General features: G+C 32.6%; 23 protein-coding genes and 1 other RNA gene. 11 read left to right on the top strand and 13 right to left on the bottom strand.

All coding sequences use genetic code 11. The features are described from left to right. The first annotated feature begins 2 nt into the window (after nucleotides 1-2). The 11 genes from AC2DGP_RS02605 (at nucleotide 3) to AC2DGP_RS02655 (ending at nucleotide 13938) form a co-directional block, all read left to right on the top strand. The gene (locus AC2DGP_RS02605) at nucleotides 3-2417 is read left to right on the top strand and encodes a sulfatase-like hydrolase/transferase (RefSeq protein WP_484491472.1); all 2415 of its coding nucleotides are present in this window, start codon (nucleotides 3-5) and stop codon (nucleotides 2415-2417) included. Beyond that, nucleotides 2414-3685: a YaiO family outer membrane beta-barrel protein gene (locus AC2DGP_RS02610; protein ID WP_484491473.1), complete on the top strand. Its 1272-nt coding sequence runs from the start codon at nucleotides 2414-2416 to the stop codon at nucleotides 3683-3685. The genes AC2DGP_RS02605 and AC2DGP_RS02610 overlap by 4 nt, the downstream gene beginning before the upstream one ends. A gap of 27 nt (nucleotides 3686-3712) precedes the next feature. Beyond that, entirely contained in the window at nucleotides 3713-4447 is a 735-nt protein-coding gene (gene ppgK, locus AC2DGP_RS02615) for a polyphosphate--glucose phosphotransferase (RefSeq protein ID WP_484491474.1), read from the top strand. Nucleotides 4448-4614: 167 nt separating this feature from the next. Continuing rightward, a complete protein-coding gene (locus AC2DGP_RS02620) occupies nucleotides 4615-5292 on the top strand; it encodes a DUF4290 domain-containing protein (protein WP_484491475.1) in 678 nt (225 codons plus the stop codon). A gap of 47 nt (nucleotides 5293-5339) precedes the next feature. Further along, nucleotides 5340-6650 carry a UDP-N-acetylglucosamine 1-carboxyvinyltransferase gene (murA, locus tag AC2DGP_RS02625; RefSeq protein WP_484491476.1) on the top strand — a complete coding sequence of 437 codons (1311 nt, stop codon included), beginning with the start codon at nucleotides 5340-5342 and terminating at the stop codon, nucleotides 6648-6650. 149 nt (nucleotides 6651-6799) lie between these two features. Next, on the top strand, nucleotides 6800-7360 hold the full coding sequence (locus AC2DGP_RS02630) for a nucleotide exchange factor GrpE (protein ID WP_484491477.1): 561 nt from the start codon (nucleotides 6800-6802) through the stop codon (nucleotides 7358-7360). A 67-nt stretch (nucleotides 7361-7427) separates the two neighbouring features. After that, nucleotides 7428-8555: a molecular chaperone DnaJ gene (gene dnaJ / locus AC2DGP_RS02635; protein ID WP_484491478.1), complete on the top strand. Its 1128-nt coding sequence runs from the start codon at nucleotides 7428-7430 to the stop codon at nucleotides 8553-8555. A 139-nt stretch (nucleotides 8556-8694) separates the two neighbouring features. Beyond that, an RNA gene (rnpB, locus tag AC2DGP_RS02640) (RNase P RNA component class A) lies at nucleotides 8695-9003 on the top strand. 314 nt (nucleotides 9004-9317) lie between these two features. Then, complete coding sequence (locus AC2DGP_RS02645) at nucleotides 9318-12092, top strand: bifunctional aconitate hydratase 2/2-methylisocitrate dehydratase (protein WP_484491479.1); 2775 nt, start codon at nucleotides 9318-9320, stop codon at nucleotides 12090-12092. A 111-nt stretch (nucleotides 12093-12203) separates the two neighbouring features. Continuing rightward, nucleotides 12204-12884: a Crp/Fnr family transcriptional regulator gene (locus AC2DGP_RS02650; RefSeq protein WP_484491480.1), complete on the top strand. Its 681-nt coding sequence runs from the start codon at nucleotides 12204-12206 to the stop codon at nucleotides 12882-12884. 175 nt (nucleotides 12885-13059) lie between these two features. Next, nucleotides 13060-13938: a hypothetical protein gene (locus tag AC2DGP_RS02655; protein ID WP_484491481.1), complete on the top strand. Its 879-nt coding sequence runs from the start codon at nucleotides 13060-13062 to the stop codon at nucleotides 13936-13938. Nucleotides 13939-14009: 71 nt separating this feature from the next. Here AC2DGP_RS02655 and AC2DGP_RS02660 read toward each other — a convergent pair whose 3' ends face one another. The 13 genes from AC2DGP_RS02660 to AC2DGP_RS02720 all read right to left on the bottom strand — a co-directional run bounded on the left by AC2DGP_RS02660 (nucleotide 14010) and on the right by AC2DGP_RS02720 (nucleotide 25778). Beyond that, a complete protein-coding gene (locus tag AC2DGP_RS02660; RefSeq protein WP_484491482.1) occupies nucleotides 14010-14669 on the bottom strand; it encodes a porin family protein in 660 nt (219 codons plus the stop codon). Nucleotides 14670-14702: 33 nt separating this feature from the next. Next, nucleotides 14703-15674 (bottom strand): transketolase family protein, encoded by a 972-nt coding sequence (locus AC2DGP_RS02665; protein ID WP_484491483.1) that lies wholly within the window; start codon nucleotides 15672-15674, stop codon nucleotides 14703-14705. Nucleotides 15675-15805: 131 nt separating this feature from the next. Then, on the bottom strand, nucleotides 15806-16393 hold the full coding sequence (locus AC2DGP_RS02670) for a Maf family nucleotide pyrophosphatase (RefSeq protein ID WP_484491484.1): 588 nt from the start codon (nucleotides 16391-16393) through the stop codon (nucleotides 15806-15808). A 2-nt stretch (nucleotides 16394-16395) separates the two neighbouring features. Then, nucleotides 16396-17289 carry a UbiA family prenyltransferase gene (locus AC2DGP_RS02675; protein ID WP_484491485.1) on the bottom strand — a complete coding sequence of 298 codons (894 nt, stop codon included), beginning with the start codon at nucleotides 17287-17289 and terminating at the stop codon, nucleotides 16396-16398. After that, a complete protein-coding gene (gene smpB / locus AC2DGP_RS02680) occupies nucleotides 17290-17745 on the bottom strand; it encodes an SsrA-binding protein SmpB (protein ID WP_484491486.1) in 456 nt (151 codons plus the stop codon). 56 nt (nucleotides 17746-17801) lie between these two features. After that, nucleotides 17802-18434 (bottom strand): hypothetical protein, encoded by a 633-nt coding sequence (locus AC2DGP_RS02685; RefSeq protein ID WP_484491487.1) that lies wholly within the window; start codon nucleotides 18432-18434, stop codon nucleotides 17802-17804. 84 nt (nucleotides 18435-18518) lie between these two features. Continuing rightward, complete coding sequence (locus tag AC2DGP_RS02690; protein WP_484491488.1) at nucleotides 18519-20276, bottom strand: hypothetical protein; 1758 nt, start codon at nucleotides 20274-20276, stop codon at nucleotides 18519-18521. Nucleotides 20277-20518: 242 nt separating this feature from the next. Next, the gene (locus AC2DGP_RS02695; protein WP_484491489.1) at nucleotides 20519-21685 is read right to left on the bottom strand and encodes a tetrahydrodipicolinate N-succinyltransferase N-terminal domain-containing protein; all 1167 of its coding nucleotides are present in this window, start codon (nucleotides 21683-21685) and stop codon (nucleotides 20519-20521) included. 89 nt (nucleotides 21686-21774) lie between these two features. Further along, nucleotides 21775-22266 (bottom strand): acyl-CoA thioesterase, encoded by a 492-nt coding sequence (locus AC2DGP_RS02700; protein WP_484491490.1) that lies wholly within the window; start codon nucleotides 22264-22266, stop codon nucleotides 21775-21777. Nucleotides 22267-22277: 11 nt separating this feature from the next. Next, nucleotides 22278-23198 carry a tRNA (adenosine(37)-N6)-dimethylallyltransferase MiaA gene (gene miaA / locus AC2DGP_RS02705; RefSeq protein WP_484491491.1) on the bottom strand — a complete coding sequence of 307 codons (921 nt, stop codon included), beginning with the start codon at nucleotides 23196-23198 and terminating at the stop codon, nucleotides 22278-22280. 3 nt (nucleotides 23199-23201) lie between these two features. Continuing rightward, on the bottom strand, nucleotides 23202-24020 hold the full coding sequence (locus tag AC2DGP_RS02710; RefSeq protein ID WP_484491492.1) for an ion transporter: 819 nt from the start codon (nucleotides 24018-24020) through the stop codon (nucleotides 23202-23204). A gap of 10 nt (nucleotides 24021-24030) precedes the next feature. Continuing rightward, complete coding sequence (locus AC2DGP_RS02715; protein WP_484491493.1) at nucleotides 24031-25116, bottom strand: exonuclease domain-containing protein; 1086 nt, start codon at nucleotides 25114-25116, stop codon at nucleotides 24031-24033. 23 nt (nucleotides 25117-25139) lie between these two features. Further along, on the bottom strand, nucleotides 25140-25778 hold the full coding sequence (locus AC2DGP_RS02720) for a YggS family pyridoxal phosphate-dependent enzyme (RefSeq protein ID WP_484491494.1): 639 nt from the start codon (nucleotides 25776-25778) through the stop codon (nucleotides 25140-25142). Between the last annotated feature and the right edge of the window lie 80 nt (nucleotides 25779-25858).

The following is a 25858-nucleotide window of genomic DNA, read 5'->3' on the forward strand; positions in this document are numbered from 1 at the left end:
TTATGAAAAATAATTTTTGGAACATAAGTCACTATCTATATTTGTTTTTTCCGTTGTTTTTGGTGTTCTTTTTGTTTAGCGTCATAGAAATATTTTTGGGAATTGGAAATTATGAGATTTCCTTTTTAGAATTTTATTTTTTCAAAGTCACTAATGATTTTTGGACCTGTGTAACCATTGTAATTGGTCTTTTACCTTTGTATTTGATACTGAGTATATTTGGATTTGAATTTCAGAAAAAAGCCTTTTTAGCACTTTTTTCATTCTTTTTAATTGTACAGTTTATTTTAGTGAAATATGCACTCACTTCAATGGTTTATTTGGGGTCAGATGTTTTGGGGTATAGTATTAAAGAATTATTTTTTATTGTGAAAGCCTCAAAAGAAACAAGTGTTTTAGAAATTGTTCCATTGCTATTTATTTGGATGTTATTTTTTGAGTTTTATTATTTTTTAGATAAAAGAGCACATTTAAAGGTTTTGATGGCTGTTTTTGCGAGTCTTTTTGTGTATCATGGAGTTGGTATCTTTTATTTTGATGAAATCAATGATGAAAAATTTCAGAACAAAACAAGCTATTTTATTCAAGATATTGTAGAGTTTAAATGGCAACAACAAAAAATAGCAGATTTAAATTTACACAATAGGGAAGATTATCCTTTTTATAGATACGTGAATCAAGTGCCAGATGTTTTGTCTCCATTTTTTAATTTAGAAAAAAAGAATCCGCCAAATATTGTGGTTTTGGTTGTAGAAGGTTTGGGAACAGAGTTTTTAACATCTAAAAGTTTGGGTGGCTGTATGCCTTATACAACCAGTCTAACTGAAAAATCGTTGTATTGGGAGAATTTTATTGCGAATACTGGAAGAACTTTTGGAGTATTGCCTTCTTTATTGGGGTCATTGCCAATGAGTGAAAATGGTTTTTTAGAGAATGATGTTTTACCAGATCACAAATCAATGTTTAATATTTTAAAACAAAATGGATACCATACCTCTTTTTATTCTGGTGATAAATCTAGTTTTGATAAAAAGATTAAATTCCTAGAATATAATAAAGTAGATCTTGTGATTGATCAGGATAAATATAATGCCTCTTATAAATTAACACCTTCTAACCAAGGAGGTTTTTCATGGGGATATCCAGATAAAGAAATATTTAGAAGAACTCTTGATGAAATGCCTCTTGAGGATCAACCAAGATTAGATGTTATCATGACTCTATCTAATCATGAACCCTTTAATTTTCCAGAAAGATCAGAATATGCTTCAAAGCTAGATAGTTTGATTAGAACAGATAAATTAAAAATAGATAAAGAAGATCTTATTAAGCATAATGATATTTTTAAAACATTACTTTATACAGATACATCTATTAAATATTTTATTGAGAATTATAAAAAAAGAGAAGATTTTTCTAATACTATTTTTGTCATTACAGGGGATCACAGGTTGATTCCAATAAATCAAAAAGATAAATTATGTAGGTTTCATGTTCCTCTTATTATTTATAGTCCAATGCTTCAAAAGACACAGAAAATGAAATCAGTAGGTTCGCATTGGGATGTTGCTCCGAGTATAATTTCTATGTTGCATAAAAATTATAATTTAAAGAAAGTTTCTAATATAGCATGGGTTGGAACTGGTTTGGATACTCTAAAAACCTATCGGAATAAGAATAAAATTGCGATGATGAGATATAAAGGCAGTATCAATGATTTTCTGTATAAAGATTTTTTACTCTCTGATAACGAGTTGTATAAGGTTAAAGAAAGTTTTGGGATTTATAAAGTTAATAATGATTCCATAAAAAAAATAATGCAAGCAGAGTTAGATAAGTTTATTGTAAATAACGCCTATGTTTCACAAGAAAATAAATTAATACCACAAAGTGCAGTTATTTATCCTAGACGGAAAAGTAAAATCAGTAAAAAAGTATGGAAAGAGTTAATTGCTGAAACCAAAGGATTGGATTACGACGCGATATTTTTTAGAGCAAGAGATAGTGCATTTTTTAAAAAATATGATAAAGCATTATTGTTATGTAATTATGTATTAGAAGAGTATCCTAATTATGTGGATGCTCAAATTTTAAAGGGAAGAATTTATGCTTGGAGTGGACGCTATGAGAATTCAGAGAAAAATTTGTTAGAAGCGATTAAAAAATCTCCTTTTTATGATGATGCTTATTTAGCAATGATGGATCTTTATTGGTGGTCAGATCAAAACAGCAAATCTGTAGCACTTGCAAATATGGCCTTTAATAGAAATATAAAAAATCCAGATATATATTTCAAATTAGCAAAAGCACATGAAAGAATGGGGCAAAAAGAAATGGCTTTTCGAGTAACAGATAGTATTGCTAGGCAACATCCAGATAGTTTGAAATATGTGAAATATAAAAATATTTTGAAATGAAAATAGGCTCAAAAAAACATATAACTCTCGTTGCTATTTTCTGTCTCATGGGATTGGGCGTTTTTGCTCAAACTCAGAAATTTGAAGGGGATCCAGATGTCGGTTTTGAAAAGGCACGGGAAATGGCTTTTGATAAAAAAAGAGCAGAAGCTCAAGAATTATTAATTTCTATTTTAGATAAATATCCAACCTATTTAGATGTACGATCTTTTTTGGCAAGTACTTATGCCTGGGACGGAGCTTATAAAAAGGCGAGGAAACAATATGAGAAGATTTTAAAAGAAGATCCTAAAAGAAGATCGGATTGGGTCGCTGCAATTAATAATGAGTTTTGGGGAGATTACCCATATCATGCTGGGGAGTTGGTAGAAAAAGCACTAGTTCATTTTGAAAACGATGAAGAGTTTAGACTTTTTGAAGCAGTAGTACAAGAAAAAACACAACATAGGAAAGAGGCCTTAAGGATTGTAGAACAGGTTTTGGAGAAAAATCCGAATAATGAAAATGCCATTAAATATAGAGATAAATTAACCTTTTTGTTAAGCTATAATACCATAGGAATTAGAACGGCTGTAAATATATATGCAAAAAATGAACGGGATATGATGGAGTATTATACCATCAATTATGGTAGAGACACCAAGTATGGATCGTTGATTGCCAAAGTAAATGTGGATCGGAGATTTGGAGATACTGGAGTACAATATGAATTAGATTTATATCCTAGAATAGCCAATGGCTTGTACGCTTATGTAAGTGGGGGGTATTCTAATACTTCCTTATTTCCGCAATGGAGATATGGATTTGAATTGTACAAAAATCTTCCAAAAAGTTTTGAGGTTTCTTTAGGATTTCGTGGACTAGAGTATACAGATACAACCATTATTTATACAGGTTCTCTTGGTTGGTATACCGGGAATGCCTATTGGTCATTCAGAACGTATTTAACACCTGGCGGAGCAGGAACTAGCAAATCAGGTACTCTTACTTACAGAAAATATAGAGCAGACGCAGATAATTATTTCGGGGTTGGAGTCGGAATAGGTTTTTCGCCTGAATTTGATCCGTACCCGATTGATGAAACTAACGCGCCTACTTTTGATTTAAAATCACAGAAAATAGATGTCAATTACTTCTTTTCAACCAAGGATAAAAAACATTTTTTTGGTACTGGATTAGGGATATCACATGAAGAGAAAATAAATGACAGAGGGAATTATTTTTTAGTGTTTTTTGCAGGGATCAGTTATGATGTAAGGTTTAAATGATTAATTTTAAATAAAAATAAATTGAATATGGAAATATTGGGAATAGATATTGGAGGTACAGGTATTAAAGGAGCTATTGTAAATGTTGAGACAGGAGAATTGGTTTCGGAAAGACATAGAATACCTACTCCTTTAGGAGCTAAGCCAAAAGATGTTGCAACGGAAGTTGGTAAAATGGTAACACATTTTAATTGGAAAGGGAAAGTAGGATGTGGTTTTCCTACAATAGTTTCAAATGGTAAAGCTCGTTCTTTTGGAAATATTGATAAAAGCTGGGTAGGGGTTCAAATAGATGCGTTATTTTCAGAAATAACCGGATTGGAATTTTTTGTGGCGAATGATGCAGACGCTGCTGGTTTGGCTGAAATTAAACTAGGAAAAGGAAAGGATGTTCCGGGTGTTGTGATTATGATTACTATCGGAACCGGTTTAGGATCCGGGGTTTTTGTGGATGGTAAATTAGTTCCCAACGTAGAGTTAGGTACCGTTCCTTATAAAGATTATGAACGATTTGAATTTTATGCCTCTGATGCTGCCAGGAAAAGAGAAGATTTATCCTATAAAAAATGGGGAAAACGATTTAAGAAATTTTTACGTTTTACAGAAACAACCTTTTCTCCAGATTTAATTATTCTTGGAGGTGGAGCTAGTAAAAAGACAGAAAAATTTAAAGAAGCATTAGAAATAGATACTCCAGTAAAATCTGCCAAATATGAAAACAACGCAGGCATAATTGGTGCTGCTATGACGGCAGTTCAATAATTTTTAATTGGCTTGTTTTCTGTGTTGTGTAACCAAATATATTTAGTTACTTTGCGAAAGTATTTGTGGTTAGAGAAAAAAATGCATCACTTCGCATATTTCCTAAGCCACATATGTAAACTACACAAATATAAACTGCAGATTTCTGTAATTATTTATAAGTATTAATGGAATATAATTTAGAATATAATTCGGATCGTCCTTTGATGATTATTCCTGAATATGGTAGACATATTCAAAAATTGGTAGATCACTGCGTAGCATTGGAGAGTGATGAGGAAAGAAAAAAAATGGCGCATGCTATTGTTGATGTAATGGGGAATTTACAACCTCATTTAAGAGATGTACCTGATTTTAAGCATAAATTATGGGATCAGCTGTTTATTATGTCACGCTTTGAGTTAAATGTAGAGGCGCCTTTTGGAAAGCCTGATAAGATTGAATTAGAAGCAAAGCCAGAGCCATTACCTTATCCTAAAATGGCATCAAAGTACCGTTTTTACGGACATAATATTCAAACCATGATAAAGGTAGCTTTATCTTGGGATGAAGGAGAATTGAGAACAGCACTTATTTTTAATATAGCAAATCACATGAAAAAGTGTTATTTGAACTGGAATAAGGATACGGTGGATGATTCTGTAATATTTAAACATTTAAATGACTTGTCAAATGGTAAAATAAATTTGACAGAAAGTGATGAAGTATTGTCTTCTAGTAGTAGTTTGATAAAAAAGACTGCGAATTCAAGAGGAGGGTCAAATCATCAGCATAAAAATCATAAAAACAATAAGAATAAAAATAATAGAAACTATAAAGGACATCAGAATCGTCATAAAAACTAGTTTCTATTTCTTCTCACAGCATAATTACTACAAAATACATTTCGTAAATGGCAATATTTAAAATTGAAGGAGGACATAAATTATCGGGTTCGATAACTCCTCAAGGTGCAAAGAATGAAGCTTTGCAAATTATTTGTGCGGTGTTATTAACGCCAGAAAAAGTTAGGATAGAGAACATACCCAATATTATTGATGTAAATAAACTGATCTTTATTTTAGGTGAGTTAGGTGTGAAAATTGAAAAACACGACGTAAACACATATACTTTTCAGGCAGATGAGATCAATTTAGAGTATTTGGAATCTGCGGAATTTAAAAGAGATGGTAGCTCTCTTAGAGGGTCGATTATGATTGTAGGGCCATTGTTAGCGAGATTTGGTAAAGGTTATATTCCTAGACCGGGTGGCGATAAAATTGGTCGTAGAAGATTAGATACTCATTTTGAAGGTTTCATAAAATTAGGAGCCACTTTTAGATATAATAGAGAAGAGCATTTTTATGGAGTAGATGCTGAGGAGTTGTTTGGGACTGATATGTTGTTAGATGAAGCTTCTGTAACCGGTACTGCTAATATATTAATGGCCGCTGTTTTGGCAACAGGAAAAACAACAATCTACAACGCGGCTTGTGAACCTTATATCCAGCAATTGTCGAAAATGTTGAATAGCATGGGGGCCAAGATTACCGGTGTAGGATCTAATTTATTGGAGATTGAAGGTGTAAAAGAATTGAACGGTTGTACTCATCGTGTGCTACCAGATATGATTGAAATTGGAAGTTGGATTGGGATGGCAGTAATGACCAAATCTGAAATGACCATCAAAAATGTGAGTTGGAAAGATCTTGGACAAATCCCAAGAGTGTTTCAAAAACTAGGAATCAATTTAGAAAAAAGAAATGATGATATTTATATTCCAGCACAAGAATCATATGAAATTCAAAATTATATAGATGGGTCATTTTTAACAGTTTCTGATGCTCCTTGGCCAGGTTTTACCCCTGATTTATTGAGTATTGTTTTGGTGGTTGCCACGCAAGCCAAAGGATCTGTTTTGATACATCAAAAAATGTTTGAGAGTCGTTTGTTTTTTGTAGATAAATTGATTGACATGGGGGCAAAAGTAATTTTGTGTGACCCACATAGAGCCACAGTAATTGGAATGGATCATCAATCATCGTTAAAAGCAACTACGATGACTTCTCCAGATATTAGAGCTGGTATTTCATTATTAATAGCAGCTTTGTCCGCAAAAGGTACTTCAGTAATTCATAATATAGATCAGATTGATAGAGGTTATGAAGATATTGAAGGTAGATTAAAAGCATTAGGAGCAAAAATAGAACGAATAGAGGAATAGCAACACAACATAGGAGTTGCTACAGGCAAAATCCCTTTTCCAAAAGAAAAGGGATTTTTATATGAATAAGAATTATGACATTTTGACACAGTAAGAACAATGGCAATATTGTTGCGTACTTACGAGTGTATTTTTAATTAACATTACAAATGAGTACAGAAGAACAAACAAAGAACGAAGAAACACAAGAGCAAGATCAAGCTGTTTCTCAAGAAAATAAAAACGAGGAAACTCAGGAAGAAAAGGCGGTAGAGGCGAAAGTAGAACCAACTCCAGAGGAACTTATTCAGGCTGAAAAAGATAAATATTTACGTCTTTTTGCAGAGTTTGAAAATTATAAGAAACGTACTTCAAAAGAACGAATCGAGTTGTATAGAACAGCTGGACAAGATATCATGGTGTCATTACTGCCAATTTTGGATGATTTTGACAGAGGTTTGGCAGAAATCAAGAAAGTGAAAGACAAAGAATTATTGAAAGGTATGACTTTGATTAATGATAAGTTTTCTTCTGTTTTGAAACAAAAAGGATTGGAAGTTGTTGAAGCAAAAGCTGGTGATGTTTTTGATGGAGATTTGCATGAAGCAATTACTCAAATTCCTGCTCCTTCAGATGATTTAAAAGGAAAAATTATTGATGTAATTGAAAAGGGATACAAATTAGGAGACAAGGTAATTCGTTATCCTAAAGTTGTAATCGGACAAGCATAAAAAATAATAATATTGATTTATTAGCATTGATATCAATTATTGATTGTTAGTAGTTTATTGAAAGAATATGGCAAAAAGAGATTATTACGAGGTGTTGGGGTTATCAAAATCTGCATCTACAGGTGAGATCAAAAAAGGTTATCGTAAAATGGCGGTAAAGTATCATCCTGATAAAAACCCTGATGATAAAGAAGCTGAAGAAAAATTTAAAGAAGCTGCTGAAGCCTATGAGGTTTTAAGTGATGAGAATAAAAAAGCACGTTACGATCAATACGGTCATGCTGCCTTTGAAGGTGGTCAAGGCGGTGGCGGTTTTGGAGGCTTCGGTGGAGGCGGTATGGATATGGATGATATCTTTAGCCAATTTGGTGATATTTTCGGAGGAGGCTTCGGAGGAGGAAGACGTCAATCTCGTGGTCCTGTGCGTGCTAAAGGAAGTAATCTTCGTATTCGTGTAAAATTGACTCTAGAAGAAATAGCAAATGGAGTTGATAAAAAAGTTAAGGTACGTAGAAAAATTCAAGCAAAAGGTGTAAAATATTCTACTTGTGGAACTTGTAATGGACAAGGACAAGTGATGCGTGTTACGAATACAATGCTTGGTAGAATGCAAACTGCAGCAACCTGTCCTACTTGTAACGGAGCCGGACAGTCTATCAAAAGTAAACCAAGTAATGCTGATGCTCAAGGATTAATCGTATCTGAAGAAACTGTAACAATTAATATTCCTGAAGGAGTTACTGAAGGAGTGCAATTAAAGGTAGCAGGAAAAGGAAATGAAGCTGCTGGAAATAATTCAATTGCTGGTGATTTATTAGTGGTGATAGAAGAAATTCCGCATGAAAAATTAAAGAGAGAAGGAGTTAACCTGCATTATGACTTGTATGTAAGTTTTTCTGAGGCTGTTTTAGGTGCGTCTAAAGAAATTGAAACGGTTACAGGAAAAGTGAAAATTAAAATAGAAGCAGGAGCTCAATCTGGAAAAATTTTACGTTTGAAAGGAAAAGGTTTGCCAAGTATTGAAAGATATGGAACAGGAGATTTGATGGTTCATATTAATGTTTGGACGCCAACAACTTTAGATAAAAAACAGAAAAAGTTTTTTGAAAGTATGTTAGATGATGAAAATTTCATCCCAAATCCGACAGTATCTGATAAGTCTTTCTTTGAGAAAGTTAAAGATATGTTCTCTTAAAAAGAAAAGAAAAAGTTACGTTTATTAAATTTAATTAAACTATCTTTGTGGAGTTATTAACTTCTTGGTTAATAACATCTTTTTCATAGCAATTTTCCCACTCTGGTCACAGAGTGGGTTTTTTATGAAGTACAATATTGAAGTAGGCCATCTTATCGTCTTGAATTTAATTCAGGAAAGGAAAGTCCGGACATCATAGAGTAGTATAGCGGATAACATCCGTCCAACGTGAGTTGAGGACAAGTGCAACAGAAAGCAAGTACAGTTCGGCTGTAGTGAAACCAGGTAAACTCTATACGATGCAATGCCATGTACATTGGAGCTTGAGGGCTACTCGCTCGATTCCAAGGGGTAGGCAGATTGATTCCATAAGTAATTTTGGAACTAGATAAATGATAAGAGTCTGTGTAAACAGAAACAGGATCCGGCTTATCGGCCTACTTTATTTTTTTGCCCAATTTATCGATTATTGATTCTTTAATAAATGGATAAAATTAGAAATTACCACTAAAGTTCTGTTTGTTTAAAGTGAATTCTTTAATGTATTCGTAAAATTAATCAGGTTTATTGAGAATATTTATAATTTAAGTATTCTTAAAATTCTAATCTCATTTATATTTATAATTTCATTGATAACATAGCAAGACCTCTTTTAAATACAAGCTATATTTTGTAATTTCGCAACAAATTATTTAACAAATAGATAGCTATAGCATTTGATACATTGGATGAGATGCTAAAACTATAAATTCCTAATATATTATGAGCATATACAACGATTACATTAAGCAGATCGAGGAAAGAAAAGGTCAGGGATTACATGCCTTACCGATTGATGGAGCTGAATTATTGAGCGAAATTATTTCTCAAATTAAAGATTTAAATAATGAAAACAGAGAAGATTCTCTAAACTTTTTCATTTATAATGTTGTACCGGGTACAACAAGTGCTGCTGGTGTAAAAGCAAAATTTTTAAAAGAAATTATTCTTGGAACCTCTGAAGTAAAAGAGATTACTCCAAGTTTTGCTTTAGAATTGTTGTCTCATATGAAAGGAGGTCCTTCTGTAGAAGTATTGTTGGATTTAGCTTTGAGCAATGAAGCAATCGCTTTGGAAGCTGCTAAAGTTTTAAAAACACAAGTATTCTTATATGAAGCAGATACAGAACGTTTAGAGGCAGCTTATAAAGAAGGAAACGAAATTGCAAAAGACTTATTAGAGAGTTATGCAAAGGGTGAATTCTTTACAACTTTACCTGAGGTAGAAGAAGAAATAGAGATTGTAACTTACATCGCAGGTGTTGGTGATATCTCAACAGATTTATTATCTCCTGGTGCTGATGCACATTCACGTTCAGATCGTGAGTTGCATGGTCAGTGTCTTTTTGAGCATAATAAAGAAATGCAAAAAGAACTTAGTGCGTTGAAAGCACAACACCCAAATAAGCGTGTGATGTTAGTAGCGGAAAAAGGAACAATGGGAGTTGGTTCTTCTAGAATGTCTGGTGTGAATAACGTTGCGTTATGGACAGGGATTCAAGCAAGTCCTTATGTACCTTTTATTAATATTGCTCCGGTAATTGCTGGAACAAATGGTATATCACCAATTTTCTTAACTACTGTTGGGGTAACTGGAGGTATTGGAATAGATTTACAAAACTGGGTAAAACAATATGATGCTGACGGGAATGTAATTGTTGACGAAGAAGGAGAACCAGTATTAAAAGAAAATTATTCTGTTGAAACAGGAACTGTTTTGACTATTAATACTAAAGAAAAACAACTTTATAAAGATGGAAAAGCGGTAAAAGATATTTCTGCAGCTTTAACTCCTCAAAAAGTTGAGTTTATCAAAGCAGGTGGATCTTATGCCGTTGTATTTGGTAAAAAAATTCAAACATTTGCTGCTAAAACTCTAGGAATTGACGTTCCTACAGTATTTGCTCCTTCTAAAGAAATCTCTGTGGAAGGACAAGGATTGACGGCAGTAGAAAAAATATTTAATAAAAATGCAGTAGGAAATACTCCAGGTAAAACCTTACATGCAGGTTCTGATGTTCGTGTAGAAGTTAATATTGTAGGATCTCAAGATACTACTGGATTGATGACTTCTCAGGAGTTGGAATCTATGGCTGCAACAGTTATTTCTCCAATTGTTGATGGAGCATACCAATCAGGATGTCATACGGCTTCTGTTTGGGATAATAAATCAAAAGCAAATATTCCTAGATTGATGAAATTTATGAATGACTTTGGTTTGATTACTGCACGTGACCCTAAAGGAAATTACCATGCAATGACTGATGTAATTCATAAAGTATTGAATGATATTACCGTTGGTGATTGGGATATTATTATTGGTGGAGATTCGCATACACGTATGTCTAAAGGTGTTGCTTTTGGTGCTGATTCAGGAACTGTTGCCTTAGCATTGGCGACAGGAGAAGCTACAATGCCAATACCACAATCTGTAAAAGTAACCTTCAAAGGAGAAATGAAAGGTTATATGGATTTCCGTGATGTTGTTCATGCTACACAACAGCAAATGTTAAAGCAGTTTGGTGGAGAAAATGTATTCCAAGGAAGAATCATTGAGGTTCACATTGGTACCTTAACAGCTGATCAAGCTTTTACATTTACTGACTGGACGGCTGAGATGAAAGCAAAAGCTTCTATCTGTATTTCTGAAGATGCTACTTTGATTGAATCTTTAGAGATTGCAAAAGGACGTATCCAGATCATGATTGAGAAAGGTATGGATAATGAAAAACAAGTTCTTAAAGGATTAGTTGACAAGGCTGATGCGAGAATTGAAGAAATCAAATCTGGTGCGAAGCCAGCATTGAGACCTGATTCTAATGCAAAATACCATGCAGAAGTTGTGGTTGATTTGGATGAAGTTTTAGAACCAATGATTGCGGATCCAGATGTAAATAATGAAGATGTATCTAAACGTTATACACACGATACTATTCGTCCATTATCATTCTACGGTGGAACAAAAACTGTTGATTTAGGGTTTGTTGGATCATGTATGGTGCATAAAGGAGATATGAAAATCTTGGCTCAGATGTTAAAAAACATTGAAGCACAGCAAGGGAAAGTTGAATTCAAAGCACCATTAGTGGTAGCGCCTCCTACATACAATATTGTAGATGAGTTGAAAGAAGAAGGAGACTGGGAAGTATTGACAAAATATTCTGGTTTTGAATTTGATGACAATGATCCAAAAGGTGCTGCACGTACAAAATATGAAAACATGTTGTATCTAGAGCGTCCAGGATGTAACCTTTGTATGGGTAACCAAGAAAAAGCAGAGCCAGGTGATACGGTTATGGCAACATCTACTCGTTTGTTCCAAGGAAGAGTTGTAAAAGATTCTGGTGAGAAGAAAGGAGAATCTTTATTGTCATCTACACCTGTTGTTGTGTTGTCTACAATTTTAGGTAGAACACCAAATTTAGAAGAATACCAAGCGGCTGTTGAAGGAATAAACTTAACAAAGTTCAAACCTTCAAGTAAGTTGTTAGTTCTTTAATTAGAATTGATTTTATAATTTTTAAAAGCCTGAGTTTGTACTCAGGCTTTTTTGATTTTTATTGTAAGGTTCTGTATTTATTCTCGTCTTGAAATAATAAAAAACTGTACGATGTCAAATATTTGGTTCCTAGAAAATATCAATCTATTTCAGAAATTATGTCCTCATAAATTTAAAGAGTATAAAAGCTGTCATGAATTTGATCTTTACAAGAAAAGTGAATATGTTTATTTTTCTGAAGATGCAGCAAATAAAGTATATCTGATAGAAAAAGGGAAAGTTAAAATAGGATACTATACAGAAGACGGTGAAGAAGTGGTAAAGGCGATTTTGACAAAAGGAGAATTGTTTGGAGAAAAAGCAATTTTAGGGCAAGAAAGACGAAATGAATTTGCCCAATCTATTGATAATAAAACTTCTATATGCCCGATCGGGATTCCTGTATTGCATGATTTAATGCGGGATAATCAAAATTTAACCACGAGTGTTTATAAATTTTTAAATTTTAGATTTAAAAAACTAGAACGACGTTTAGAACTGCTGTTATATAAGGATAGTACGGAAAGGGTAGTAGCTTTTTTAGAAGATTTAAAAAAAGAATACGGTTATTGTTGTCCAAAAACAGGAGATACCATTGTAAAGCATCCTTATACGCAAAAGGATATTGCTAGTCTAATCGGTACCTCTAGACCTACTTTAAATATTATTATGAATCAGCTAAAAGATGCTGGTGGTTTTTTATTTGAGCGAAATCAATTTGTTTTTCAAAATTTATCACTACAAGTAAATTAAACTTCTTTTTTTAATCCTTATTATATGGATTTGAGTCTATTTACAAAGAAATGAAAGTTGCTATCGTATATCCGCAAAAAAATAATTTTAAAAAAAATCGCTTAATGTTAGCTAGCTAACATTTAAATATTTTGATAGGTTTTAAATTTGAAATATAATTTTAAAACTTAACAAAATGATACAGAAAAAAATAGCAATTGCTTTATTAGCTTGTAGTACAGCATTCATATCGTGTAACGATGATGAAGGAGGAGAAGAAATTTCAACGTCACAAATTACATTAGACATTGATGGCTTAAATGATCTTGGTGATGATTATAAGTATGAAGGTTGGATTATTGTTAACGGGACTCCAGTAACAACAGGTGTTTTTAGTGTGAATGCCGAAGGTGCATTGTCACAAACAAAATTTGATGTAGACAAAACACAATTGGCAAATGCAACCAAATTTGTTTTAAGTATTGAACCAGCAAACGATACCGATCCTGCCCCAGCTGCTACCAAATACTTAGTAGGTGATTTTAGTGGAAGTTCAGCTACTTTATCAACTGGAATCATTGCAGATTTTTCGGGTATAGCAGGACAATTTGTTTTAGCAACACCTTCAGATAATACCACAAACACAATGAATAATGAAAGTGGAATTTGGTTTATGAAACCTGGAGACCCTGCAACAGCTGGATTGACTTTGCCAACGTTGGCGGCAGGGTGGAAGTATGAAGGTTGGGTTGTTGCCGATGGAACTCCTCTTACTACAGGAACGTTTACTGCAGTAGATATGGCAGATGAGATGGCTCCTTATAGTGGTGCTGATGGTACACCGGCATATCCTGGAGAAGACTTTTTAGAAAATGCTCCGAATGGGGTTACTTTTCCTTTAGATGTTAGAGGTAAAACAGCTGTGATTTCTATAGAACCTTATCCAGATAATAGTGCAGCTCCTTTTACGCTTAAGCCATTGGTGGTAACAGTAGGTCAAGAAACAGCGCCAATGTTACATACGATGAATGATAATGTGACAGCTAGTTTTCCTACAGGAAGTGTATGGAGATAATCTAATTAAAGTTTAAATCAAAAAAAAAGGGAATCCAATGGACTCCCTTTTTTTAATTCTACTAATTTTTTTTAGAATTTATATGATAAACCTACAATTACTTGGTTAGGTTTTTGACCAGACAATGCGTCTAATAAAGGTTCAAGATCTTCTGGTCCATTTATATCAGAGATATCTTTAGCGTCAGGAGAGACAAATCCGGTTTCAAACCTTACATCTAAACCTAATTTCCAAAATTCAACACCAGCTCCAAGAACTAGTCCGACAGAAACTTCTTCTTCCAAAGAGTCCAAAGAACCATATTCAGTAGAAGACTCAGATTTTAGAGTGTATTGAAGATTTGGTCCTAAAAATACATTTCCAAATTTTAAAAATTTCAATCCAAGTAATACAGGTACATCAACTTTAGTTAAAGAATTTTCTATTTTAGTAGATTCAAAACCGTCGATACTTGTTTTCAAGGTATACTCACTTGATAAATCTGTATAAATAATTTCCGGACGTACATATAAACCTAATACAGGTATCTTTACTCTTAACCAAGCACCTGCGTGATAACCACCGTTGCTTCCAACAGATTCAATACTAATCCCGTCAGGAAGTGTAACATATTCAATAGCTTCACCGTTAAGGTCAAAGTTCATACCGGCTTTTACACCATAACTAATTTGTGCGTTCGAAAATTGCAGTGCTCCGAAAACGAAAGCAACAGCCAAAAGTACTTTTTTCATATTAGGTTTTTTTAGGTTACTATGTAAATATAGTTATTTTCTCTTGATCACTTTTTGAACAGCTGCAACAATTGCTTTGTCGTTCAATCCGTATTTTTCCATCAATTGTGCAGGAGTTCCTGATTCACCAAAACTATCATTAACAGCAACAAATTCTTGAGGAATAGGGTTGTTTTTAGCTAAAACACCAGAAATACTTTCTCCTAATCCACCAATGTAGTTGTGCTCTTCAGCAGTAACAATACATCCTGTTTTGGCAACAGATTCTAATACTGCAGCAGCATCTAAAGGTTTGATGGTATGCATGTTTAATACTTCAGCAGAGATTCCAAGTTCTTCTAATTGCTCAGATGCTTGCAATGCCTCCCATACTAAATGTCCTGTTGCTACTATGGTTACATCAGCACCTTCAGTTAATTTAATTGCTTTCCCTATTACAAATTTATTTTCGTGTTCTGTATCTGTATGTTTAGGCATGTAGATTGGTACTACCGGACGACCAAAACGTAAATAAACAGGACCATCGTGTTCTGCGATTGCAATTGTTGCAGCTTCTGTTTGATTGTAATCACAAGTATTGATTACAGTCATACCAGGCAACATTTTCATCAAACCGATATCTTCTAAAATTTGGTGTGTAGCACCATCTTCTCCTAAAGTTAAACCTGCGTGAGATGCACAAATTTTTACATTTTTATCAGAATAAGCAACAGATTGACGAATTTGATCGTAAACTCTACCTGTTGAAAAGTTAGCAAAAGTACCCGTAAATGGAATTTTACCACCAATAGTAAGACCTGCAGCAATTCCAATCATGTTTGCCTCAGCAATTCCGATTTGAAAAAAACGTTCAGGGTTCTCTTCAATAAATTTATCCATTTTCAAAGAACCAATCAAATCAGCACATAATGCTACTACATTTGGGTTTGTTCTTCCTAATTCTGCTAAACCAGCTCCAAAACCAGAACGAGTATCTTTTTGCTCAGTAAAAGTGTATTTTTTCATTATATATTATCTACTATTAGTATGGCACAAAAGTAGTTATTTTTTATAGTTTTAAGAATTTTTATTTCCAACTTTTTCATCGTGTTTTTTAGACTGATTTCTGAGGCTAAAAAAAGCATAAAATAGCGTTGTTAAAGAACTTTGTTTTTTAGAAAATCGTACAATTTGTGGAGGGGAAGTCCTATAACATTTGAATAATTCCCTTCTATTTTTTCAACCCCAATGTATCCTAACCACTCTTGGATTCCATAACTTCCTGCTTTATCAAATGGCTGGTAGGTATCGATGTAAAATTGAATTTCATCATTTGTGAATTCTTTGAAGTAAACCTTTGTAACATCATGTAGTGTGTGAATTTCGCTTATCGTTTTAAAACTGATGGAGCTAATAACTTCGTGACTTTTACCGGACAGGGATCTTAGCATGTCAAAAGATTCCTGTTTGTTTTTTGGTTTTCCGAGTGCCTTGTCTTCAAACCAAACAATGGTATCGGAGGTAATGATCAAATCGTTTTTTTTTATAATATTTTCAAAAGGTTCTGCCTTTAATTCAGCTAAGAAATTTGTAATTTCTTCTCTCTTCAATATAGGATCATAAATTTCCTCTACATTAAATAATTGAACCGTAAAAGGTATTTTTAAATCTTTAAAAAACTGCTGTCGTCTAGGGGAACCAGAAGCCAGAATTATATTAAATTTTTCCGTTAATTTTTGTAACATAATTATGTTGTAATAATGAATAATAAAAGTAATCCAAAACCTAAAATAACTTTTAGGAAATTGCTCAACCAAGTAAAGTCTTTTTTACTTTTTGCAATATATAATTTATACAGGTATATAAAATAGGGAAGGGCAATAATAAGAAAATATATGATTTGGGCAGTAAGGTTACTCTCTAGATTTCGTAATCCAAAATTGATCACAAAATAGATAGGTATAAAAGAAAAAATAAGTAGCAGTTTTACCGTTCTTTCTCTACCTAAAACTATGGGAAGTGTTTTCATTTTGGCATTAAAGTCTCCTTTTTGATCTTCGAGATCTTTAATGATTTCTCTAAAAATATTTATAAAAAAAGAAAAATAAGCAAAATGAATTATCAATAGAACTCCTTCATTTGTACTGGTCAAGTAAGTTTCAAATGAGATCAATAAAATTAAGGTAAAACAGATCAGGCTTGCAATAACTATATTCCCAATCAAAGCTATTTTTTTTAAGCCATAAGAATATAAGTATAGCAATAAAACAATTCCTGAAAAGGTAAATATATGAAGGGGTTTATCGTTATGAATGGATAAAATACTTCCAGAAATGATACCTAAAACAGAAAGAATACTGTAGGTAATTTTAGAATGCTTTATTGATATTTTATGAGGAATATATACCTTATCAGGTTTGTTAATTTTATCACATTCAATATCAAAAAAATCATTGATAATGTAACCTGCTGCTGCAATAGTTAAAACACTAAAAACCAATAAAAAGAACTCGATGTCAGTTAAGTTTTGGCTTGTGTTATAAAAAGTAAAAACCCTGTATTTAATAAGGAGTTGACAAAAAAGAAGTAGTAGTAAATTTTTCCATCGAATTATATGTAACCACAGAAAAACTTGTTTCATTTAGAAATTCTTTTTAATTCTAGCGAGGTCTCTTTTGTTATCTCTGTCTTTTAAAGTATTTCGTTTGTCATGTAGTTTTTTACCTCTACACAAAGCGATATTTAGTTTTGCCCACCCTTTGTCTGTGATAAATAATTTTAAAGGAACAATAGTAAGTCCAACATTTTTCACCTGCTTCTCAAGTTTTTTTAATTCTTTTTTGTTTAATAATAAACGACGAGAACTTTTAGGCTTGTGATTGTAAGAATGACCATAAGTGTATTCCTCAATATACATATTGATAACAAAGAGTTCTAATTGATCATTAAACTCACAGAAACTTTCAGTTATTCTAGCCTTGCTTTGACGAATAGATTTTATTTCTGTACCGGTTAACTGAATACCTGCGGTATAGGTCTCCAGTATTTCATACTCAAAGCGGGCTTTTTTGTTTTGTATATTGATGTTCTTTTGCATGGTTTTGCAAATGTAATTAATATCTAAGGAATATGAATGTACTTATTTTAAAAAGCTTATTCGTTAGAGGATTTTAATTTTTTTACCTCTTTTAAAGAAATTACTTTTTTCTCTTTTGGCTTACAATCAAAAGTTTTTCTCAGGTTTTTAGAAGGAGCGTAGAAATTAAAAACCAATGAATTATTTTTTTCTAAAATAAATAAACTGTTTTTTTTAGAATCAATAATTTGATACTTCTTCTTGTTAAGTTGGTTTCCGAATTTTTCTACGCTGTAGTCCTTAAGAATTTGCTTTTCTTTTTTATCTAGGTTAGGGAATACATAGTTGAAAAGAACTAATTTATTTTTATGAAAGATCACACTACATCGGGTACCAATACCAGCTACTTTAGCCTTGAAAACAAAGTTTTTTATATTTGGGTTTTTATCCGAAACTTCACTGTATTTTGGTCTTCCTAAAAGATTTATAAATTCTGAAGTTGTTGTTTTAAAGTCAATAAAATTATTGAATTTTAACTCATTAGGTGAAAGTAATACCAATTCGTTTTGTTTAAAGTTTTTTTTGAAAAACTCTAAATCGAATTCTTTTGTGAAGTTTTTGTAAAATGTTTGCTTCTTTTCAAAATCATCTATAAACATAGCTTTAAAAGCTGAGAGCAATCCATTTTTACTATGTTTATCAGGTTTCATAAATAATTCTTAGGGGAATTCAAAGATAAAAAAAAACCATCAGTTATAAAACTGATGGCTTGATAAAAAATGATTTCTCTTCTTTTAAAATGTCTGTACTTTTGCTTCTAAAGATGTAAAAGCGTTAATGAAATCAGCATCCTTAAAAATAGATTTGTAATATAAAATACCTTCATTCAGGTTTTTATAGAATTTATTCAGGTATTTTTCCTGTTTCTTGTCAGGACTGATTTTAAATTGTTCAAATTTTTCATTGAAATATTGAACATACATCTCCAGTTCTTTAACAAACATATTGGGTCTTGATATAGGTGTTAAATTAGCCGCTTTCCCATAGATATGTTGCACCATATTTTTTAAAGATACCTTTTTGTCAAAGTAAGCGATATTAGGTCCTGGGCATACCAAAACTCCGGCTTTTTTGTCTTTAGATTCTATTTCATGTTCAATCAAACCAGCATTTGCTAATCCAATACATAAGCATGATTTTTCTGTGATTTTTGCAAATTTATCTTTGTATTGTTCTGCTGATAAATTCTCAGATTTTAATTTTTCAATTTCAGCATTTTGAAACTTTTGAGAGGCAGTACAAATTGATTTTCCATTTTCATCTCTATTCAGAGCCAAGAATTTTTTAGGACAAGGACTACCTATATTGTCATTTTTTAACTTAGAAAGTTTATAGGCGTCATTGGATACGCCTTTGACACTATTAAAAGGGACACCTAAAGGTGAAATATTACTTAAGTATAAATCTTCTTCTTTGGCTTTAGATAGTACCTCCAAGGTATCCGGGTCTACGGTAGTGGCCTCTGGGACTAATAAAAAGGGTGATCCCCATCCTACAGAATTGACATCATAGTTGTCAAGTAAAAATTGATGTTCACTAGCGGTACCAACTCCTCCTTGAACAGTAATCTCAATATCTAATGGCTTTGCTGGAACATGTTTCCCCTTGGCTTCTAAGGCTGCCTTATAGGTTTCGAACGTGTTTTCTATTAAACTTTGTTTGTTTTCTGTGAAAGAGTCCAAAATTGGACCCAATAATAGTCCCTCTGTCGCGAAGGCATGTCCACCACAGTTCAAACCTGATTCAATTCTATATTCAGAAACCCACAATCCTTTTTTAGCGAAAAACATTCCCTGAATAGTTGCCGATCTGTAGTCGCTAACTTTCAAGATTATTTTTTTGTTTAACTGATCCAACTCATTTGGGTAAAAGTCTTCAAATTGTTCAAAATAGCTATATAGTCTAGGGTTCATTCCTGCTGATAATACGATGGAAGACTTTAAAGTACTTTCAGCAAAACCTTTTAAAGCGGTGTGTGCATCATTGTAGTGGGAGGGAAGTGCCTCGTTTTTATGCATACGTCCGTTGTCCAATTTGGTCATGATGTTCACATCAATACTTCCTGGTGCTAAGTTTTCTTGAATCCAATTTTGAATGACCTCTTTAGGCGTATTATTTTCCACCATTTGAACAAGACTTTTTTTAACCTCAGAAATGTCTGGCAGTAAATCTAAGTAATTATCTAGCGCTTCTTTTTTTTCTGTTAAAGACAACTTGAAATCATGAAATTTTTGTTTCACAATAGTATCCATATTATTCAGATAAGAAGTAATTCTGTTTGATCTTGCTTCTGGATCTTTTGTTGAATATTTCTTGAATGGTAAACTGTATTTTTCACTATAAAATGAATTCATGTTTTCTATCAGAATGTCGTCAACAATAGAAACAACCGATGAGATTCCATATTTAGCAATTTTTATAGGGCTATCAACAGTAAACGCTAAACCCATCACAGGAATGTGAAATGAGTGTGTAGATGTTTTTTTAGTCATTATTTAAGTTCTTTAATTTTATACAAAGTTGTTGGAATAAAGAAAAAAAATCTATGATAAATATCATATGATGATCTAAATAAATTTCAATAATAATCTAAAAACATGACTGTTATCATTTTTTTGGTTGAAAAAGAGTTGTATATTTATAATACTAAATCGATCTATGGGTTTTTTGTTGTGAAAAAGAAAAGCCACACTAAAAAAAATAGTGTGGCTTTTTATGAGTTTGAATATTTCAATTAATCATTTGAAGTATGAAGGCTTTCGTTCAATTCAATTGTTTTAGGATTAGGTCTACAAACTAAATGACCGTTAGTACTATCTACTAAGAATAATAATTTATCCTTACCATTTAATTCTGCTCCTTTTACAATGTTTTGTCCTTCCTCTACAGAAGCTCCATTGATATCAATAGGTTTTTTATTTTCATCGTACAACCATACTTTAGCAGCAGCTGTAACGTAAACACCTGCAGCAATAGTACATCCAAAACCAAGAGAAATTCCTGTACCAGAGTTAGCTCCTAATAAACATTTATCCCCTATAGAAATTACATTTTTATTACCTCCTGATAAAGTTCCCATGATAGATACTCCACCACCTAAATCAGAATTATGTCCAACAACAACTCCTCCAGAAACTCTACCTTCAATCATAGCGTTTCCTAAAGTACCTGCGTTAAAGTTAATATATCCTGCTGGCATTACTGTTGTTCCTTCTGCAGCATGTGCTCCTAATCTTACTTGAGAAGCTGAGGCGATTCTTACCCCATTCGGTACATGGTAATCAACCATATATGGAAATTTATCCACATGAGTTACATTTAGACTTTCTCCTTTAAAAGTAGCCTTAATTCTTTCAGCACTTAAGTCCTCAGGTAAAATAGGTCCTTGATTCGTCCAAGCAACATTGTTTAATTTTCCAAAAACACCCTCTAAAGACAAACCATGAGGTTTTACGTGTAATTGAGATAAACATTGTAATTTAAAGTAAGCTTCAACAGCATTTTCTACAGCTGTATCTTTATCAAATAAGAAATACGCTACAACATCAATTGCTTGGTATCCTTCAGGTTGATTATAATTATCTAATAATTGTTTGATTAAAACAATATTAGGGTGTTTTTCAATTTCAGAATGAAATGCTGCAAAATTATCAAAGGCTTTTTGCAATTGTTCCTTAGAAACTGAAATAAATCCATTTTCCGAAGAAGTGTATCCTGTAACATCTTGTAATAAAGCTGCTGTTCCAAAGGCGCTATCCCAGTTTATTGAAGGGAAGTTTACATCTAAAGTTTTATCTCCTTTGGATTTTCTAATTCCTAATCCAAAAGCTAAAGGTTTAGCATATCCTTCTTTTGAAGTTATATCTTGTACGTATTCTTTAAAATTTTCTACAGTATTCATTTTGAAATCTTTTGTTTTATCAAGCGCAAATATACTTAAAACTTAGACATATTTATTCCTTGAAAACTGTAATTTTGGGGAAGTGAAGTTTATTTTCTTTTTTGTTGAGATCGAAAGAATAATTCTCTTGCTTCAAATGTTTTTTGCGGAATTTCTAAAAGAACTTCGGTAAAGATTTTTGAGTACTTTTCTTCGTGAAGTTCTACCTTGTTTTTTCTTAAATTAAAAGGAACAAAAGAAAACCAAGCAACAGATTTTAAAATACTTTTATCCGCATTAAACATTCGCATTTCAACTTGTAAATGCTTTGGCGAATGTCCTATAAGTTGCGATTCTATCACCACAGTTTCCATCGTGAAAACGGGTTTAAGATAACTCACTTGGTTGTTAGCCACAACCCAGCCTAAACCTTCTTCTTTGATGATTTTGAATAAATCAATTCCGTAATTTTCTAAAACCTGATCTTCACGAGCATTGATATAATAATCTACATACCTACCATTATTTAGATGGTTGAAAGGATCACAATCTTGAAATCTAATCTTTTTTGAACTTTCAATAATCTTAGGAAGTGGAGACATATCTACAGTGTTTAGGAGTTTTGGGGTGCTAATTTTTTAGAAACAACCTCAAAAATTATATTCGTATCCGAAAGATAGTCAAACCAAATGGTTTCCGGGTCTTTTTTAAACCAAGTTATTTGTCTTTTGGCAAACCTTCTTGTGTTTTTTTTGATTTCAGAGATGGCAAAATCTAAGTCGTATGTGCCATCAAAATACGAAAATAACTCCCGGTATCCTACGGTTTGTAATGCATTAAGTTCTTTGTGTGGATAAACTGCTTTAGCCTCATCTAAAAGCCCTTCTTTTATCATAATATCCACGCGTTGATTGATTCTGTCATAGATAATTTCACGATCCGCTTTGATCCCGATTTTTACAGTATTAAAGTTTCTCGGTGTTTTTGGTTTATTTTTAAAGGAGGAATAAGTGTTTCCACTCCCAATACAAACTTCCAAGGCTCTGATTACTCTGTGTGGATTATCTAAAGCAATGGCATCATAAGTTTCGGGGTCTAATTGTCTCAATCTTTCTTGTAATGAAATGATTCCGTTCGTTTCAAGGTCTTTGTTTAGCTGTTTGCGAACTTCTGGATTTATTTCAGGAAAATGATCAAGTCCTTTTAGCACAGCATCTACATATAATCCGCTACCACCAACCATTATTACAACCTCGTGTTTTTCAAATAAATCTTCTAATTTATCTAAAGCATCACGTTCAAATTGTCCTACATTATAGTCATCAAAAATAGAACGGTCTTGAATAAAGTAATGGGGGGCTTGTGCTTGTTCTTCTTTAGTAGGAACCGCGGTGCCTATGCTAGTTTCTTTGTAAAACTGTCTTGAATCGCAAGAGATAATCGGTGCATTGTACTGTTTAGCAAGCTTGATACTTAATGCTGTTTTACCAATGGCTGTTGGCCCTACAATAGTTATTAAATTTTTGGTATTCATAAATTAAAATTTATCACCACAATTATGGCAGAACTTAGCGTTGTCATTGTGTTTTTCGGTTCCACAAGTTTCACAAGTTTTAGTATTGGTATGTGTTTTTTTAAACTGGGCAGTGTATTCTGCAGAAACAATTCCTGTGGGTACTGCAATAATTCCATATCCTAAAATCATTACAATAGAGGCAATAAATTGTCCAAGTGTGGTAACCGGGGCAATATCTCCATAGCCCACGGTGGTAAGTGTTACGATAGTCCAATAAACACTCCTTGGAATACTTATAAAACCACTATCTTCTCCAGCTTCCACGATATACATGATACTACCAAGGATAAGGCAAATAACTACAACAGCAAATACAAAAACAGTTATTTTGGCTTTGCTTTCTCTTAGTGCTGCTAATAAGCGATTAGATTCTCCTAGATATCTTGTTATTTTTAGAACCCTGAAAATTCTTAGCAATCGTAAAGATCTTAAAACGATTAATGCATGGGCACCACCAAAAATTAACGACAAGTATTTTGGAATAGTAGATAAGAAATCAATGATGCCATAATAACTAAATATATAGTGCTTTGGTTTTTTTATGGAAATAATTCTTAAAATATATTCTATGGTAAACAGAGCGGTAATAACCCATTCAGAAATATCAAAAATAACGTTGTATTTTTCATTGATAGAGGGCACACTTTCTAGCATAACCAGAACAATACTTGTAAATATTGTTACCAATAGCAATACATCAAACAGTTTTCCTGCAGGAGTATCTGCTTCATAAATCACCTCATGAAGTTTGGATTTCCAAGTATGTTGTTGTGCACTCATTTTTTAGGTTTTAAAAGCGAACTATTTTTTCGGGTCTACCTTTTTCTAAAAATTTCTTGGTGATATAACGTGTTGTTAAATTATCAACAATAGGACTTATCATTGTTTTAACGATGTCAATATTTTCTATTTGATGGGCTAAATCAATAAATGCTGAGCCAACTATTTGATTATCTTCAATGAGTAATACTGATTTTTCATTAGCATGCCTTCCTTTGTTGATCAACATCATATTATCATTGTTAAATACCACAGTGGGAATGTTTTTTCTTCTTTTGGTATTGTATTTAGGTTTGTGTTTTTTGTTAGCTTCAATAAATTTAAGATCTGAAATCAATTCGTTACCTGTCTCTTCAGTACTGATAGAGTAGGTCTGTTTTAATAAGTTTTTTGTTTTTTTAGAAGTTCTTAAATACAATTGATTGATCCCTTTTTTTATGTTTTTATTTTTTCCAACATATAAAACGGTTCCTGCTTCATCATGGATAAAAAACAGTCCTGTTGTTGTTGGTGTTTTATCAATATGATCTAAAATTTTTGTTGGAATCACTACTTCCTTATCCGCAATTACCTTAATAGAACTTTTGGTGATATTTTTCTCAAGATCTTTGTCTAACAAAAGTTTAAATAATTTAACTGTTGCCAAAGCATCACCACTAGCTCTATGTCTATCATTCATAGGAATTCCTAAGGATTTACATAATTTCCCCAAACTATAGGAAGGCATGTCTGGAATCAACTCTTTGCTTAATTCTACTGTACAAAGGGTTTCTCTGAAGTAATCATAGCCTAAACGTCCAAATTCTGTTCGTATAATTCTATAATCAAAGCTGGTATTATGTGCAATAAAAACACAATCTTGAGTGATTTCAATAATTCTTTTTGCTACCTCGTGGAATTTCGGAGCGGTTCGAACCATTTTTTCTGTGATTCCTGTCAAATTGACTACAAAAGGTTGTATCGGTCTTTCTGGGTTAACCAAACTAATAAATTGATCAACAATTTCATGTCCATCAAACCTGTAGATAGCAACCTCGGTAATACCTTCTTCGTTAAATTTACCTCCAGTTGTTTCTATATCTATAATTGCGTACATGTATCTTTTTTACGATAATAAAATTATGATCTTGATCCAAAAATAGCACTTCCAACGCGTACCATAGTACTGCCTTCTTCAATAGCTAATTTATAATCTCCACTCATACCCATAGACAATGTACTCAATTTTGTCTTGTCAAAAAACCTTTTCAACGAATTAAATTCTTGCTTTATTTGATTTTTATCTTCTGTAAAACTAGCCATTCCCATAAGGCCTATGACTTTGACGTTTTCTAGTTGTTTAAATTCTTCTGAGTTAAGAATGGATTCAATTTCTTGAAAGCTTAAACCAAACTTCGTATTTTCTGTAGCAATTTTTGCTTGTAGTAAGCATTCTATGGTTCTTTGATTCTTTTTGCCTTGCTTGTTAATTTCTTTTAAAGTAGATAAACTATCCACTCCGTGGATTAAAGTTACAAAGGGTGCAATATATTTTACTTTGTTTTTCTGTAAATGACCAATCAAATGCCATTGAATGTCTTTAGGTAATGCAGCTGCTTTTTCAACCATTTCTTGCACCTTATTCTCTCCAAAAACACGTTGACCAAAGGCATATGCTTCTTCAATAAATGAATTTGGTTTTGTTTTAGAAACAGCAACTAACGTTACGATTTTAGGAATACTGGTCGAAACCTTCCCAAGATTTTCTTTAATAGACATTACAATTTTATTTGGAATTCAATTTGCTGCAAATATAGTTGATTATTATGGTTTTTTAAGGACTTGAACTTTTTAATGCA

The organism is Flavicella sp. IMCC45537, from assembly GCF_057197705.1.